We start from the raw sequence: 12,263 nt of genomic DNA, 5'->3' as shown, positions 1-12,263 counted from the left end.
AAGAGAAGCGACGCAGAGCTCGCCGCTGAATGTTTCTATTTAATTTCAGTGAATTTCAGACGTCGCCTTACTCATCGATAAAAATCGAGCGGACTTTTGATGCCCAACCGGTGCAACCGTCGACTTCAATTCTCACGTATTTGCCAGCCAAAAGAGCGCCAAGAGCGGCGGCGTATACTTGTTTTGCACCAGGTGACGATAGTTCGAGTTTGTAGGTGTCTGTTTCGCAAGGGGCAGACGATTGGCTTACATAGATATAAGCGACCGGACCAGCATCGTAGATGTAGGGGCGCACGCTTCGAATTTTTACAGCGGCGCCTGTTGGCTCCGCAAATGCGCCAGCAGACGCAAGACTGAGTGCTACAGCAACTAGCAACAAAATTTTAGATTTAAACATCGGCGAATCGGTATAACGAGGTTTGAATGAAGCCCGAATTCTGGGCGTGCCGGACCAGGCAAATGTGCAGACGGTGCTATTTGATCAGGATAATGGACTGGATCTTGGTGCCCCATCCGGTGCAGCCACTATTTACCGCCTCAATGCGGACAGATTTATCCGTTACCAACGCGGTTAACGCAGCAGCGTACGCCTCTTTGGCGCCAATCCATGAGAGGTCGATCACGTAGCCCTGCGTTTCGCACGGCTGGTTAGATTGACTTACTTCGACATAGATATTTCCCCCGGCGGGCGTGTTGTACGGGCGAAGGCTCAGAATCTTCACGGGAGCCCCGGTTGGCTCTGCAAGCGCGGATGCACCAAATAAGCTCGCAAACACGGCGAGCACTAACGACAGCAACGTCTTGCCCATCTTGTATCTCTTCGTAATATCGCTGGACTAGTTGGCACCACAAGGCGTGGCGCATGGGAAAATGTTAATTGTAACAAGAGATGTTAATTCTTAGCAATGGCCGTGAACGAAAATCATCGTCCTTGCCGGACCAAAGTAGCCTTAAAACCGCAAGCGTGCCGGCTCACCCAGCTGTCACCAAGACCGCTCGCCAAGTAGTTGCACTCTAAACACCATTCGTAGGTATGCGCCGTAAGTCAACTGCGGACTACCCAGCGTTAAACTTGTGCCACGGCGAGCAAACTGAGTGCGGTCACATGACCATTGGACAATTCCTTTTGGGGTATCCGAATGATTATCGTTCGTGTAGACGATAACGGCTTTTTGAGCGAGGTGCGCCGCAAGGCGGTGCTTGCCATTGCCTTCCCACCTGCAGTGGTGGCTTGGAAGGCAAGTACACCTGCGCCGGATGAGCAAGAATTATTTGCCGCGCTGCCCCAACCGTTTTGGGCATACAAAATTACAGTGCCATCTCAAGAATATTAATGGCCAAAATCATTGCGTTCATTGCGTCAATGTCGCCTTGATCTCAAAGGAAATCGTCGACATCCGGACGCGCTGCATGTTCTTCTGGCGCGTAAGATGAACGTTCATCAGGATTCTCTGCCTCCCTAGGCGCTCGATGAATTCAACAACAGCCAAACCATCTTTCGCCTCCCCTCGCAGCACCAGCTGGCGCGCGGGTTTGTCGGGCTGAAATGCCAGCAGCTCTATGTCGGCGTTACCGGCTCGCTCAACTGCTACAAAGATCGGTTCCCAGTTAAAACCGCGCTCAGCCTTCAATGCGTTCCAGCGCTTTAAATCTTCCACCTGTGTTTTAGATAAGGGCGGCGCAGGTTTCGGCCTGTTTGCGGTGCGCAGCGCTTTTTCCTGAGCGTTCCATGTGGCGGCCTTTCCATGCTCTGATCTCGCGATCAGTCCCAGCCAGATCGATACGACGGTCAGGGCGACGCAAATCAGCACCAATCTAGAGGTGTGGCGCGGCTCTGGCTTCAGGTAGTTCATCATTCGTTCCATGTTCACCTCCATGCACACAAAGGCAGCCGCGCGGTCGCAGCATCCGGTAGACATGCCGAGATGATGGAATCCAGCGACACGGAACTTTCCGGCTCGGCGTGCCAGATAGAGACCTGTTGAACGTCTCCCTGCGCAACCGCCACCCGCTTCAAGAGCCGTGTGGCAGCCTGCTCGAACGAGCCGGCAACAGGCTGCACGTCAAGATCGAGGAATCGCGCGCCCTGCCCAGCAATTGCCGTCAAGCGGGCAGGCTCGCGCAGCAGCACAATCTGCTTGGCTTGCGCCGCCCCCGCCAAGCGCCAGTACGCTGCAGCCGACACGGGCAGGACCGATGACAGCTTAAGGCCTTTCGCCGCCAGGAGTTCAAGTACCTGCTCTATCCACTGCCTGCGTACCGCATAAGCAATTCCCAGTGAACGGAAGTGACGGAAACCTGTCTGCACGATCCACCCCTCATCAACTGGTGCCCCTCGCTGCTCAAAGGCCGCACGCGCGTAGGTGCGCAATTCGTCCGGAGAAGTCAGCAACTCCTGCCAAGCCAATGGCATGACAAATGCAACGCTGTCCGAGATCATTAGTTGTACACGAGTGCCCCTGCGTAGCGGCTTCGCTTGGGCGCTCAGCATGCCTTCGAGCGCAACCAGCAAATCCTCCGCCCCATGCTGAGTGACGACAGCATCGCGCACTATCCAGGATTGGCCTGGAAACAGGCCGATAGTAAGGCGCTCAGGCCACAAAAGTGACACGATTCACCTCCTGCAGTGTGGTATGGCCTTCCTTCACCAGGTCCAGCGCAACGTCGCGCAGGAAGCGCATTCCTTCGCGTCGTGCCTGTTCCTTCAGAGCGCGAATCGATGCCCGCGCGACGATCATCTCGCGGATTTCATCCGTTAGCCGCAGTACTTCCGCAATTGCTCGACGCCCTTTAAAGCCGGTATTTCGGCACTGGACGCAGCCGCGCCCCGCGTGAAATAGATAATTCTCCGGATCGCGAATGCCGGACTCCTCCAGCAACGACGCATCAATTGCCACTGGCTCACTGCAATGCGGGCAGTTCTGTCTCAAGAGTCGCTGGGCGACCACACCCGTCAACGACGATACGAAGTTATAGGGGTCAACCCCCATGTGCATGAAACGACCAATCACGTCGAACGTATTGTTGGCGTGAACGGAAGTAAACACCATGTGGCCAGTCAGCGCGGATTGCACTGCAATCTGCGCGGTCTCGGCGTCGCGGATCTCGCCCACGAGGATTTTGTCGGGGTCATGACGCAGGATTGACCGAAGGCCGACTGCAAAGGTCAGGCCTTTCTTCTCATTGACGGGGATCTGCAGCACGCCCGGCAACTGATATTCGACGGGGTCCTCAATGGTGATGACTTTGTCTTCGCCGCGGTTAATTTCAGTCAATGCGGCATACAGCGTCGTGGTCTTGCCGCTGCCGGTCGGCCCGGTCACCAGCATCATGCCGTAAGGTTCTGCTGCAAGGCGGCGCAGCAAGCGGATTGTCTGTTTATCGAAACTGAGCGAGTCCAGCGTCAAGCGCTGAACGCTGTCAATCAGCGCCTTCTTGTCAAGCACGCGCAGCACGGCATCCTCGCCGTGAATGCTTGGCATGATCGATACGCGGATGTCGATATCACGCCCCCTGCTCGCAACACGGAAACGGCCGTCTTGCGGTATGCGCTTTTCGCCGATGTCCAGGTCCGCCAAAACCTTCACACGTGCAATTGCCTGGTCCGCAAGGGCCGGGTTGTTAACCGAAGCGATGTGATTCAGTACACCGTCGATACGGAACTTGATCACCAAGCCTTGCGGCAAAGTTTCCAAGTGGATGTCGCTGGCCTCCATTCGCAAGGCGTCGAACACCGTGGAGTTGATCAGGCGGACGGCGGGGCTGGCCTCGCCCTGAATGCCAGTCAGGGTCAAGTCGGCGCTTGAGTCGCGCTCGATCTCACTAGCCTCTTCGATGCCCACCGCATCTGCCACGGCGCTAAACGTACCTTCATACGACTCAAGGCGCTCGCGTATGGCAGCCGGGTCGCCAAGGTAAATGTCGGCCAGCGGCAGAGTCGCGAGCCACGCGCCTGCGGCTGCATCGAACGGCAGGCCGAGAACGGCAACCAGGCCACCATCGTCTTGCTCGGAAATGATTACGATGCGCTCCAGCATATCTTTGTAGGGTGCGCGATCAAACGCCGGTACCAAGCGTCCGACTTCGCTCGCATCAATAGCGGCATAGCCAAGAGCTTCCGCCGCCTGCTTTAATGCTTCGGCTGGCAGTAACCCCAGTTTTTCGGCCAGCAGTTCCAGCCAGCGCTGAGGAGGATGCGCGGCCTGACGCGCCTCATCGAGTATCTTAGGTGTCAGCATAGGTATCAAGTGATATTCGCCAGATCGAAAATGGGGCTGTATAGCATGAGTACGATGGCACCAACGACAAGGCCAATACCCAGCATCAACGCCGGTTCAATCAACCTGCCCGCGGTGTCGATCCAGGTGGCTGATTCCTGGTCATAGAAGTCTGCAATGCGCTCCATCATTTCATCAAGGTTGCCGGAGGATTCACCGGCCACAAGCAGGCGCTCTGCCACCTCTGTACTAAGGCGCGACTCCGTCATCGCACGGGACATTGCTTTGCCTTCACTGACGTGCTGCAGAGCAGCAGCCAGGTCGTCTTGCATAGATTCAGGGAGCGATGCTTGCGTCATGCGCATGGCGGCCAGCACGCTTACACCGCTGCGCAGCAGCATGCCCAAGGTGCGATACAGGCGTGCCAACTGAAGAATCCAGACACGCTCGCCAATCCACGGTGTGGCCATGAGCCTGCGATAGGCGAGCGCATGCAGGCCTGGATGTAGAACCATTGCAGCCACCGTCGCAAACACTGCGGCGGCGATGGACCAGGCCATCAAAGTGTTTTCACGGACAAAGCTACCCCAGATCTGCACAAAGCCCCCACGAGCCTGCCCTGCGGCGCCGTCATCGTATATCTCGCTGAAGCGCGGCAGCACGTACAACATCAAGAAGCCAATCACCAGCAAACCAACGCTCATCAACACTGCCGGGTAGGTGGCCGCCGCACGCAACTTGCCTCGAATATCGTCCACCTGCTTCTGGTAGCGCATATAGCGTTCCACCGCAGCGCGCACGGTGCCGGTGGTTTCGCTTGCCTGCACCATCGCCACGTAGAGCGGCGGAAAAACGGAAGGCAAGCCGGCCATTGCTTCGGATAGCTGGTTACCTTGCTGCAGGCTTTGCAGGATCGCGTTGTAGACGGTGCGATGCTGTTCGCGGCGGTCGCTCTTGCCCAGTATCTCAATGGCATCCACCACGGTTTGGCCGGCCTCAAGAAGTGAAGACAGCTGCTGGTTAAATACCGTCAAATTGAAAGATGACCGCTTATGCCCGAATGCCAGGCCCGAACCCACCGCACGCAAATCAAGCACGCGCACGCCTGACGATGCAAGCACGCGGTGCGCCTCGGACTCACTGGCCGCGCTGACTTCAACTTGCTGAACGCCATGTGTGGCACTCAGTACCTTTGCCTTGAACTGCATCAATCAACAAAATACAAAAAAATTAGTAATTCGGGATGTCGGCATTCTCGCCTTCACCGCCCTGCTTTCCATCGCTGCCAAACGACATCAGCTCAAAATCACGGCCATCGACGCCTGGAATCTTGTACTGGTATGGGCTCCCCCATGGGTCGAGAGGAATGCCTTTTTTCACATAGGCGCCGTGCCACATTGGTTCGTTGGGCGGCTGCACGTACAGTGCGGCCAGGCCCGCCGCAGCCGGTGGGTAATGACCGGTGTCAATGCGGTACTGCTGCAAAGCTTTATCGAAGGCCTCGATCTGCACCTTGGCGATTTGCACCTTCGACTTCCCAATCTGGGAGAAGTACTTCGGGCCGACGAATGCCGCCAGCATGCCGACTATGACGATCACGACCAGTAATTCAAGCAGAGTGAAGCCTCGCGCCCTTTGATTCATGACTTTTCCTAACCTGGTGCAAATACGAACTTCCAGTCGCGATAGCTCGCCGCGTTGACAAATGTCTTCAGGTCGTCCGAAAAGCCGTCACGCTTGATTGGTCTCTGCTCAGACAAGGAATACACGCCAATAAGCTGCTTATGTTCCTCATCGAGGTACACCAGACCCCACTCTTTGCTACCGTTCATTGGATCGCGGAAGCGCTTGCGCAAATGCTTTCGAATCTTGGTTCCTCGCCTGTCTTCGAGCAGGGCATCCAGCGTCTCCGGATAGATCTTTCCCGTGCCCGGCGCATTTTCGTAATACGCTTTTATGGCATTCCTGTACGCGATTCCAGTTGCCAGCAGTTCAGCTTCCTTCGAACGGCGCTCCTCAGTCAGCGTATTGCGCAACGCACGCACAGATATCAGTGACATCACCGCGACCAGAAACATCACTACCACATAGCTGTAACCACGCTGCCGCTCCATACCTCACCAGTCTCCAAGCTGGGTATTGTCGCGACCAGTACCAGTTGCGCCGCTGCGAACATTTGCAACGGCACCATGCGCCGCGGTTTCCGGCGGCATTACGATCCAGGTGCTGCTGCTGTTGGTAAATGGATCCTTCGGGATCGCGCGCAAATACTTATCCTTGACCAGGTCTTCCAGTTCGTTCGGGTACGCGTTGTGATCCGCGAAATACTTGTCGATCGCATCGCGCAACAAGTACAAGTCTTCGCGCAACACATCTTCCTTGGTCCGGTCGATATTGCTGAAATAGCGTGGCGCAGCGATGGCTACGATCATTCCGACAATGGCCAAAGCGACGAGCAGTTCAATCAAGGTGAATCCGTTTTTCGCGCGCATTACCACTCCTTGTAAGGCACGCCGTTCAGGCCTGTCCTGTCCGACATGGAGTACACGTCAAACACATCGTCGCCCACCTGCGGTTGCTCGCTTGAAGAAGCGTAACTGCGTAGTCCCCAGGTACTGGCAGCCGCGATTCTGCTGTCTCCATAAAATGGATCACGCGGAATTCGACGCAAAAAAACAAGCCTCGGCTTCTTCGGATCTTTGGCATCGCCAATTCCATCCGTCAGCTCCAGCAGGCTCGCCGGGTATCCCGTTTTGCCGTCTTCTATTTTGATACGGCCATCCAACGTGGCCTGCTTGTACGCATCGATCGCATTGCGGATGTCGCGCAGTGCCACGCGCAGGGCCTGTTCTTTTTGGCGCTTTAAGGCTGTTTCCATAAACGGAACCGCGACAGACGCCAGTATTCCAACGATCACTGACGCCGCCAGCAATTCGATCAGGCTAAATCCACCACTGCGTCGCACACGCAAGACAAGCATCATGGCGAAACCGTTATCTGGTGCGAATATGGCAAGCCGGGTCGCGATACCGCACGCTGCGCGCCAATTGCTGTCATGCTGATGACGCTAATTTGAGCGCCAGGTGCGATACTCTTTGCTTTGACCTGTACGGACATCAGCTTGCCAGGCCCCTTGACACCAGCAGCACCAGGAATGCTGGCTCCCAGCGACGCGCGCCCACCAGCATTGTCGATCGTATGGCTGAACGCTCCCTTCCCTTCCGGGCCGAAGTATCCGCCATCGCTGACGGAGACGATCTCGAACTCGGCAGGGTTGAACGCCAGCTGCAGCGACGCAGCCCGCAATGCTTCCGGACTATCCATCGTCAACTGCAGCGTAAACACCTCACCAACTTTCGCAGACGGCGGCCCTTGCCATTGGAACTTCGGCGCATCTGGCGGCGAAGCAGGTGGCTGCATCGGTTGCGGCGCCGATTGCGCGGCAGGCACTGCGCCAGGAGCAGCACCTGGCGCCGATGCGCCATTCGCCTGCTCAAAATTACGCAAGCGAAGCGGCTTGCTGCTCAACGTGGCTTCGGTGCCCGACCAGAATGCTTCCGCGCTGGCATCCTTGCGCTGCATGTTCCGGATAAGGTGCGGAGTAATCGACAGCACGATCTCAGTCTTGTGGCGATTATCGCTCTGGCTGCCAAACAAGCGGCCTACTAGCGGCAAGTCGCCAATCAGTGGCAGTTTAGCGGCCGCCGAGCGATCTTCGTCATTGATCAACCCCGCCAGGATTTGGGTCTCGCCATCCTTCAATCGTAGCGCACTGCTAAAGTTGCGGGTGCCAATCTGGTATGCCTGCGAGCCATTATTGGTCTTGACCGAGGACACGAGCGAGCTGACTTCCAGTCCCAGTTTGAGACCGATTTCGTCGCGTTGGTGGATATCAGGCTCCACATCGAGTTTCAGACCAACATCGAGGTATTGAATATTCTCTGTGACAAAATTGCCAGAGGTGGTCGTCGTTACCACTGGCACCTTGTCTCCGATCAGGATTTTCGCCTTTTCCCGGTCGCGCACGCGGATTCGAGGGTTCGCCAACAAATTGGCGTCGCCATCCGACTTCGTCAGGTTAATCGTCGCCGACGGTACCGTGATACCAATGCCGGCAGATGTCAGCGCTTTCAGGTCGCTCAATTTCATTGTGGCTGCAGTCGTGCTACTCCCACCCGAACCACCATTGGCCAATGGAGCCACGGTGAACTGGCTGCTCCACTGCACGCCGAGGTTCAGCAACCGCGAACGGTTAATTTCCAGCACTTCCACTTCCAGCATGACTTCGGGTTCTTCCAGGTCGTGCAAGGCCAGCAGCTTGGTGGCCAGCGCGATCGTTTCCGGATTCTCACGCAGGATCAGCATGTTGTACTTGTCGTCCACAAAAACGTCCTTCAATTTGAGGACTGTTTTCAACATGCTTGCAGCCTGCTTGGCCTCAACGTTGGACATATAGAACGCCTTGACCATCAGGTCCTGGTACTCTCGATTTTTGCCGGACGTATTCGGGTAGATCAACACGCTGCTGGGGTTCAGAACCTTCTTTTCGAGCTGTCCCGTCGACAGAATTACGTCAATTGCATCGTCGAGCGTGGTGTTCTTCAGGAACAGGGTCGTGCGCTGATCCGACCTTACGTCACGGTCGAAAATGAAATTGATGCCGGTAGTGCGCGACAACGCGTCAAATACGAATTTGAGGCTCGCATCCCGGAATTCCAGATTGATCGGCTTGCGGTACATGGCGCCCAGGCTAGGGGATGTCATTGTTTCCTGCGCCTGCAGCGTCTCGATCTCCCGCTTCAAGGCGCGCGCATCTGCGTGATTTGGCGCAACTTTCAACACCCGAGCCACCAGTTCCGATGCTTCCTGAGTATTGCCACGCTTGAACGAATCCCTCGCATTCACGGCATCTGTGCTCGCGACTGCCGTTGCAGACAACAGTTCCAATCCTTCCAGGGCCCGGGCATTCGTAGCGTCATATTGCAGGACAGAGCGATAGGATTTCTCTGCTTCTGTCATTTTCCCGTCCGCGTATGCCGATGCGGCGCTTGCCAGCAATTTTGCCGTGACAGTTTCGCGTGTACGCAGCCAGTCGCGGCGATACTCCACATCGCCTGGCGACTGCTCCGCGGCCATGCCCAGTTCCTGCACGGCGTTGGCGTACTCGCCCTTGTCCAGCGCAACCATCCCCCGTCGGTGATGGAGAGTAGCGTCACATCCCGCCAATAGGAGGGACATTGCTGCCGCAGTCATCGCGGCCATCGGCCGCAATCGAAGAATCATCGGTTTGATACGCATTGTTCAGTTGCTCTGCATCGACAGGACTTGCCGCTGCTTGGTCGGTAAATGTTCGAATTCAATCTGGGTCGGGGTGATCGAAATCACCTTGTAAGTACTTTCCAGGACCTCCCCTGCCCGCGCCACCACCGGCTGATCGCCGCGTCCCAAGTACACAATTTCATCGGCGCCATCCTTCAAGCGCCCCATGAACTGGAACGGCAGCGCAGGCGGTCCCTCGGGAATGGTCAACGGCGCTATCGGAGGGGGAGCTACCACTTCCTTTACCGGCTCCGGAGGCGGCGGTGCTGGTACCCAGTTCCTCGGTTCAAATGGATCGCTGCCATCGGATTCCGCGCCAAGTTCTTCTGCGACCTGCATCGTTCCAGGCACAGAGACCGCAGGCCTTTGAATTGTTTCCGAAGTGGGAATTTTGACTTGCACGGGCGCTTCGTCGCTCGTTCCAATTGAAACATAGACGGTCGCGGCCAGGGCCGAGAACAAAATCACTTTCCGCACAACGGTGGCCTTATCCATGCAGGCTCCGGCGGTAGAAGGCTGAAAAAGCCAAGTCGCAGCTCAGTGGCGCAACAGCGACATCCTTCCGCGCACAGCTAATCGAATCCAGCGACACATTGTGCAAATCGGTGGTGAAGCGGGCACTGAAGCCACGAATGGCTCGATAACTGCCGTTGACCCTCATCGTAATGCGATACCGAATGAAGGGTTCGCTGCTGTTTTCATCCAGCGCATAAGCGACTTCGTCGAGAGGCAACTGCGTCTCGGCCGCAAATGCATTCAAAGACTGGACCAAGCTGGCGTTATCGAATGCAGGGAGCTCCACCGCCGCCGGGCTTTCCGACTTTATTTCTGGGGCGCGTGCCTTCATGCCGTCTATTGATTCCTGCAATCGCTGCAATTCAACAAACGCCTGCCTTGCTTCGCGCCGTTGGTCTGCAAATGCAAGCACCGCTGCAACCAATGCAGTGCCAGACACAGCAAGAAGCGGCATAACGATCGGCTGGGCGCGGAACAGTCGCGCACCATGAAAACGAAGAAATGGGAGAAGCATATATAACTCGAAGAACGTCGCTGGCAATTTGCCGCTGTTGCGGCAAGTCGGCCTTCGCCGATCTGCTCGAAGTCGAAGAAGGCTTAATAAGGTCCTTCAACGTAATAGGCCGAAGGCATTTGCCCCCAATTGGGAATAGAGCTGCAAGTGAAAGCGCTGTCGTTGTAGTAAAGGATCATACTTTTTCCCGCGACTCGAGCGCTCACCAACGATGCATACGCCGCTTTGCATACGGGCACTGGCATTGCAAAACTTCCCTGGGTCACCACGCTGCAAATCGAGTGGACCGCGGTTGAATTGGTGAGCGAAACGTAGATCCGGCCCTCCGCATCAATCCCTAGATGTGCGACGGTGCCATTGCAACTGTAGGCAAACGAATTCAAAGGAAACGCAAGCACCGCCGAGAGACCGACAATTGCGACAGATTTCCGGCGAATACGGAACGACAATTTCCGCAACTCCATAATTTATTTCTCCAAAATACTGACAGCTTTCCCAGGACAGTTCACCCACCAAGCTCGAGCAACTCAACAAACAAGTCGTCCCTCTGTCACCTGGTTGCATATTGTCGATCCGGCCCGCTGTCTTCCCCGGCATTGCGCATCCGCCGCCAGTATCCTGGGTGCAATCTGCGTTTTCAAAAACCTCACATTATGACCGTCAAAGCAATATTTATCAACGCCGATCTGCGGAGCTCGCGCCATAAAGACAACCCACACACAAGCAACAACTGTGATCGAATTGCAACTATTTTTTGAGGATTCAAAGCCTCCCGTTGATGATAAAAATGAAATTTAGACACCTTTGGACTTATGCGCTACTGGCTGGGATCTCGCTTTCCGAAAACGCCCATGCCCAGTCGAACTCAGGGGCTGTCTCCATCACCATGATTCGCACTGGCTGGGGCTCCGATACGTTCGCCATTGAGACTGGACAGGCAGTCGTCAACCCGGCCCACTGCTCCGCGCCGGACGCGTATATGGCGGCAATTCAGAGCCGGGCTATAAAACACACTATGCGGCCGCGCTACTAGCCTTTTCGACAGGAAAAAACCTGACCGTCATCGTCAGCGACACGGAGTGCACCGCAGGGCGCCCGCGGATCATCGGGCTTCATATTCAGAAATAGGCGCACGAAAGTACGCACAGCTAAAGCGCCTGATCCACATGTGGCACGAAGGAACTGCCGCGTCAGACTTATTTCGACGGAACAAAAGATGGCGACCTGAACCGGGCAGCAAAGGTGTAAAGTACTTGCTACCCGTTTGTTCAGTTAGGCGGGACTGGTACCAGGAGGCTAGTTCGAAACGAAGAAGTAGGCGAGCTTCGAATAGCCTTGAACAGTACACCCCTCCACGGAAACGGAAATAGTCTTTCCAGCAAGGGCCGCAGCGAGAAACGACGCATATGCTCGCTTGCCGATTGACGTGTCACCATTATCAAAGCGAAACTCGTTCGAAGCCCCATTTGCACAACCAAGCGTCGCCCCAAATGCGCTGCCGTCCAACGTTACAAAGCAAATGCCGTCCGTGTTATGGCACCCCACACCCACGACTTTACGTCCAGCAACATATTCGCTTGCGTTAGCACTGTTGCTGGTAAGTGACAGACAAATGCAGAAAACGGCACTTAGAGCGATTCTTAGATTCTTCATGAGCCTTCTCAGGACTGATTGTTAACAAAAACTGTGGCAATCTT

Annotated in this window: 15 protein-coding genes; 1 reads left to right on the top strand and 14 read right to left on the bottom strand. The window is 55.8% G+C overall.

Going from position 1 to position 12,263, the window contains the following annotated elements:
* Positions 1–67: 67 nt before the first annotated feature.
* Together ACN9MU_RS15185 and ACN9MU_RS15180 are read right to left on the bottom strand one after the other, a co-directional pair.
* A complete protein-coding gene (locus ACN9MU_RS15185; RefSeq protein ID WP_426323383.1) occupies positions 68–397 on the bottom strand; it encodes a hypothetical protein in 330 nt (109 codons plus the stop codon).
* 76 nt (positions 398–473) lie between these two features.
* Positions 474–809, bottom strand: coding sequence for a hypothetical protein (locus tag ACN9MU_RS15180; RefSeq protein ID WP_426323381.1), 336 nt, complete (start codon positions 807–809; stop codon positions 474–476).
* Between the two features lie 330 nt (positions 810–1,139).
* Here ACN9MU_RS15180 and ACN9MU_RS15175 point away from each other — a divergent pair, with 330 nt between their 5' ends.
* Positions 1,140–1,334, top strand: a complete 195-nt coding sequence (locus tag ACN9MU_RS15175; RefSeq protein WP_426323379.1) for a hypothetical protein — start codon at positions 1,140–1,142, stop codon at positions 1,332–1,334.
* 18 nt (positions 1,335–1,352) lie between these two features.
* Here the strand turns inward: ACN9MU_RS15175 and ACN9MU_RS15170 are convergent, their stop codons facing one another.
* From ACN9MU_RS15170 to ACN9MU_RS15115, 12 genes are all read right to left on the bottom strand, one after another.
* Positions 1,353–1,865: a hypothetical protein gene (locus ACN9MU_RS15170; protein WP_426323377.1), complete on the bottom strand. Its 513-nt coding sequence runs from the start codon at positions 1,863–1,865 to the stop codon at positions 1,353–1,355.
* Between the two features lie 2 nt (positions 1,866–1,867).
* Entirely contained in the window at positions 1,868–2,611 is a 744-nt protein-coding gene (locus ACN9MU_RS15165) for a hypothetical protein (protein ID WP_426323375.1), read from the bottom strand.
* Positions 2,592–4,238: a GspE/PulE family protein gene (locus tag ACN9MU_RS15160; protein WP_426323373.1), complete on the bottom strand. Its 1,647-nt coding sequence runs from the start codon at positions 4,236–4,238 to the stop codon at positions 2,592–2,594. Before ACN9MU_RS15160 ends, ACN9MU_RS15165 begins: the two co-directional genes overlap by 20 nt.
* 5 nt (positions 4,239–4,243) lie before the next feature.
* Positions 4,244–5,425 carry a type II secretion system F family protein gene (locus ACN9MU_RS15155; RefSeq protein ID WP_426323371.1) on the bottom strand — a complete coding sequence of 394 codons (1,182 nt, stop codon included), beginning with the start codon at positions 5,423–5,425 and terminating at the stop codon, positions 4,244–4,246.
* A 22-nt stretch (positions 5,426–5,447) separates the two neighbouring features.
* The gene (gene gspG / locus ACN9MU_RS15150) at positions 5,448–5,861 is read right to left on the bottom strand and encodes a type II secretion system major pseudopilin GspG (RefSeq protein WP_426323369.1); all 414 of its coding nucleotides are present in this window, start codon (positions 5,859–5,861) and stop codon (positions 5,448–5,450) included.
* An 8-nt stretch (positions 5,862–5,869) separates the two neighbouring features.
* Complete coding sequence (locus ACN9MU_RS15145; RefSeq protein WP_426323367.1) at positions 5,870–6,331, bottom strand: type II secretion system protein; 462 nt, start codon at positions 6,329–6,331, stop codon at positions 5,870–5,872.
* Between the two features lie 3 nt (positions 6,332–6,334).
* Positions 6,335–6,709, bottom strand: a complete 375-nt coding sequence (locus ACN9MU_RS15140) for a type II secretion system protein (protein WP_426323365.1) — start codon at positions 6,707–6,709, stop codon at positions 6,335–6,337.
* Positions 6,709–7,200 (bottom strand): type II secretion system protein, encoded by a 492-nt coding sequence (locus ACN9MU_RS15135; RefSeq protein WP_426344811.1) that lies wholly within the window; start codon positions 7,198–7,200, stop codon positions 6,709–6,711. The genes ACN9MU_RS15140 and ACN9MU_RS15135 overlap by 1 nt, the downstream gene beginning before the upstream one ends.
* On the bottom strand, positions 7,197–9,515 hold the full coding sequence (locus ACN9MU_RS15130) for a cohesin domain-containing protein (protein ID WP_426337569.1): 2,319 nt from the start codon (positions 9,513–9,515) through the stop codon (positions 7,197–7,199). Before ACN9MU_RS15130 ends, ACN9MU_RS15135 begins: the two co-directional genes overlap by 4 nt.
* Positions 9,516–9,518: 3 nt before the next feature.
* Positions 9,519–10,031, bottom strand: a complete 513-nt coding sequence (locus ACN9MU_RS15125) for a hypothetical protein (protein WP_426344810.1) — start codon at positions 10,029–10,031, stop codon at positions 9,519–9,521.
* The gene (gene pilO / locus ACN9MU_RS15120; RefSeq protein WP_426337567.1) at positions 10,024–10,566 is read right to left on the bottom strand and encodes a type 4a pilus biogenesis protein PilO; all 543 of its coding nucleotides are present in this window, start codon (positions 10,564–10,566) and stop codon (positions 10,024–10,026) included. Before pilO ends, ACN9MU_RS15125 begins: the two co-directional genes overlap by 8 nt.
* Before the next feature lie 1,296 nt (positions 10,567–11,862).
* Positions 11,863–12,219 (bottom strand): hypothetical protein, encoded by a 357-nt coding sequence (locus tag ACN9MU_RS15115; RefSeq protein ID WP_426323355.1) that lies wholly within the window; start codon positions 12,217–12,219, stop codon positions 11,863–11,865.
* Between the last annotated feature and the right edge of the window lie 44 nt (positions 12,220–12,263).

It is taken from the genome of Pseudoduganella sp. R-32 (assembly GCF_049913245.1).
Taxonomy (GTDB): Bacteria; Pseudomonadota; Gammaproteobacteria; order Burkholderiales; family Burkholderiaceae_D; genus Rugamonas.
The sequence above is the reverse complement of the archived record's forward strand: the minus strand, read 5'-3'. Positions and strand labels throughout refer to the sequence as shown.

Bases quoted from the DNA above. Each gene is read 5' to 3' on its own strand.
- ACN9MU_RS15185 (WP_426323383.1), bottom strand. From the start codon at position 397: ATGTTTAAATCTAAAATTTTGTTGCTAGTTGCTGTAGCACTCAGTCTT.
- ACN9MU_RS15180 (WP_426323381.1), bottom strand. From the start codon at position 809: ATGGGCAAGACGTTGCTGTCGTTAGTGCTCGCCGTGTTTGCGAGCTTA.
- ACN9MU_RS15175 (WP_426323379.1), top strand. From the start codon at position 1,140: ATGATTATCGTTCGTGTAGACGATAACGGCTTTTTGAGCGAGGTGCGC.
- ACN9MU_RS15170 (WP_426323377.1), bottom strand. From the start codon at position 1,865: ATGGAACGAATGATGAACTACCTGAAGCCAGAGCCGCGCCACACCTCT.
- ACN9MU_RS15160 (WP_426323373.1), bottom strand. From the start codon at position 4,238: ATGCTGACACCTAAGATACTCGATGAGGCGCGTCAGGCCGCGCATCCT.
- ACN9MU_RS15155 (WP_426323371.1), bottom strand. From the start codon at position 5,425: ATGCAGTTCAAGGCAAAGGTACTGAGTGCCACACATGGCGTTCAGCAA.
- gspG (WP_426323369.1), bottom strand. From the start codon at position 5,861: ATGAATCAAAGGGCGCGAGGCTTCACTCTGCTTGAATTACTGGTCGTG.
- ACN9MU_RS15145 (WP_426323367.1), bottom strand. From the start codon at position 6,331: ATGGAGCGGCAGCGTGGTTACAGCTATGTGGTAGTGATGTTTCTGGTC.
- ACN9MU_RS15140 (WP_426323365.1), bottom strand. From the start codon at position 6,709: ATGCGCGCGAAAAACGGATTCACCTTGATTGAACTGCTCGTCGCTTTG.
- ACN9MU_RS15135 (WP_426344811.1), bottom strand. From the start codon at position 7,200: ATGATGCTTGTCTTGCGTGTGCGACGCAGTGGTGGATTTAGCCTGATC.
- ACN9MU_RS15130 (WP_426337569.1), bottom strand. From the start codon at position 9,515: ATGCGTATCAAACCGATGATTCTTCGATTGCGGCCGATGGCCGCGATG.
- ACN9MU_RS15125 (WP_426344810.1), bottom strand. From the start codon at position 10,031: ATGGATAAGGCCACCGTTGTGCGGAAAGTGATTTTGTTCTCGGCCCTG.
- pilO (WP_426337567.1), bottom strand. From the start codon at position 10,566: ATGCTTCTCCCATTTCTTCGTTTTCATGGTGCGCGACTGTTCCGCGCC.
- ACN9MU_RS15115 (WP_426323355.1), bottom strand. From the start codon at position 12,219: ATGAAGAATCTAAGAATCGCTCTAAGTGCCGTTTTCTGCATTTGTCTG.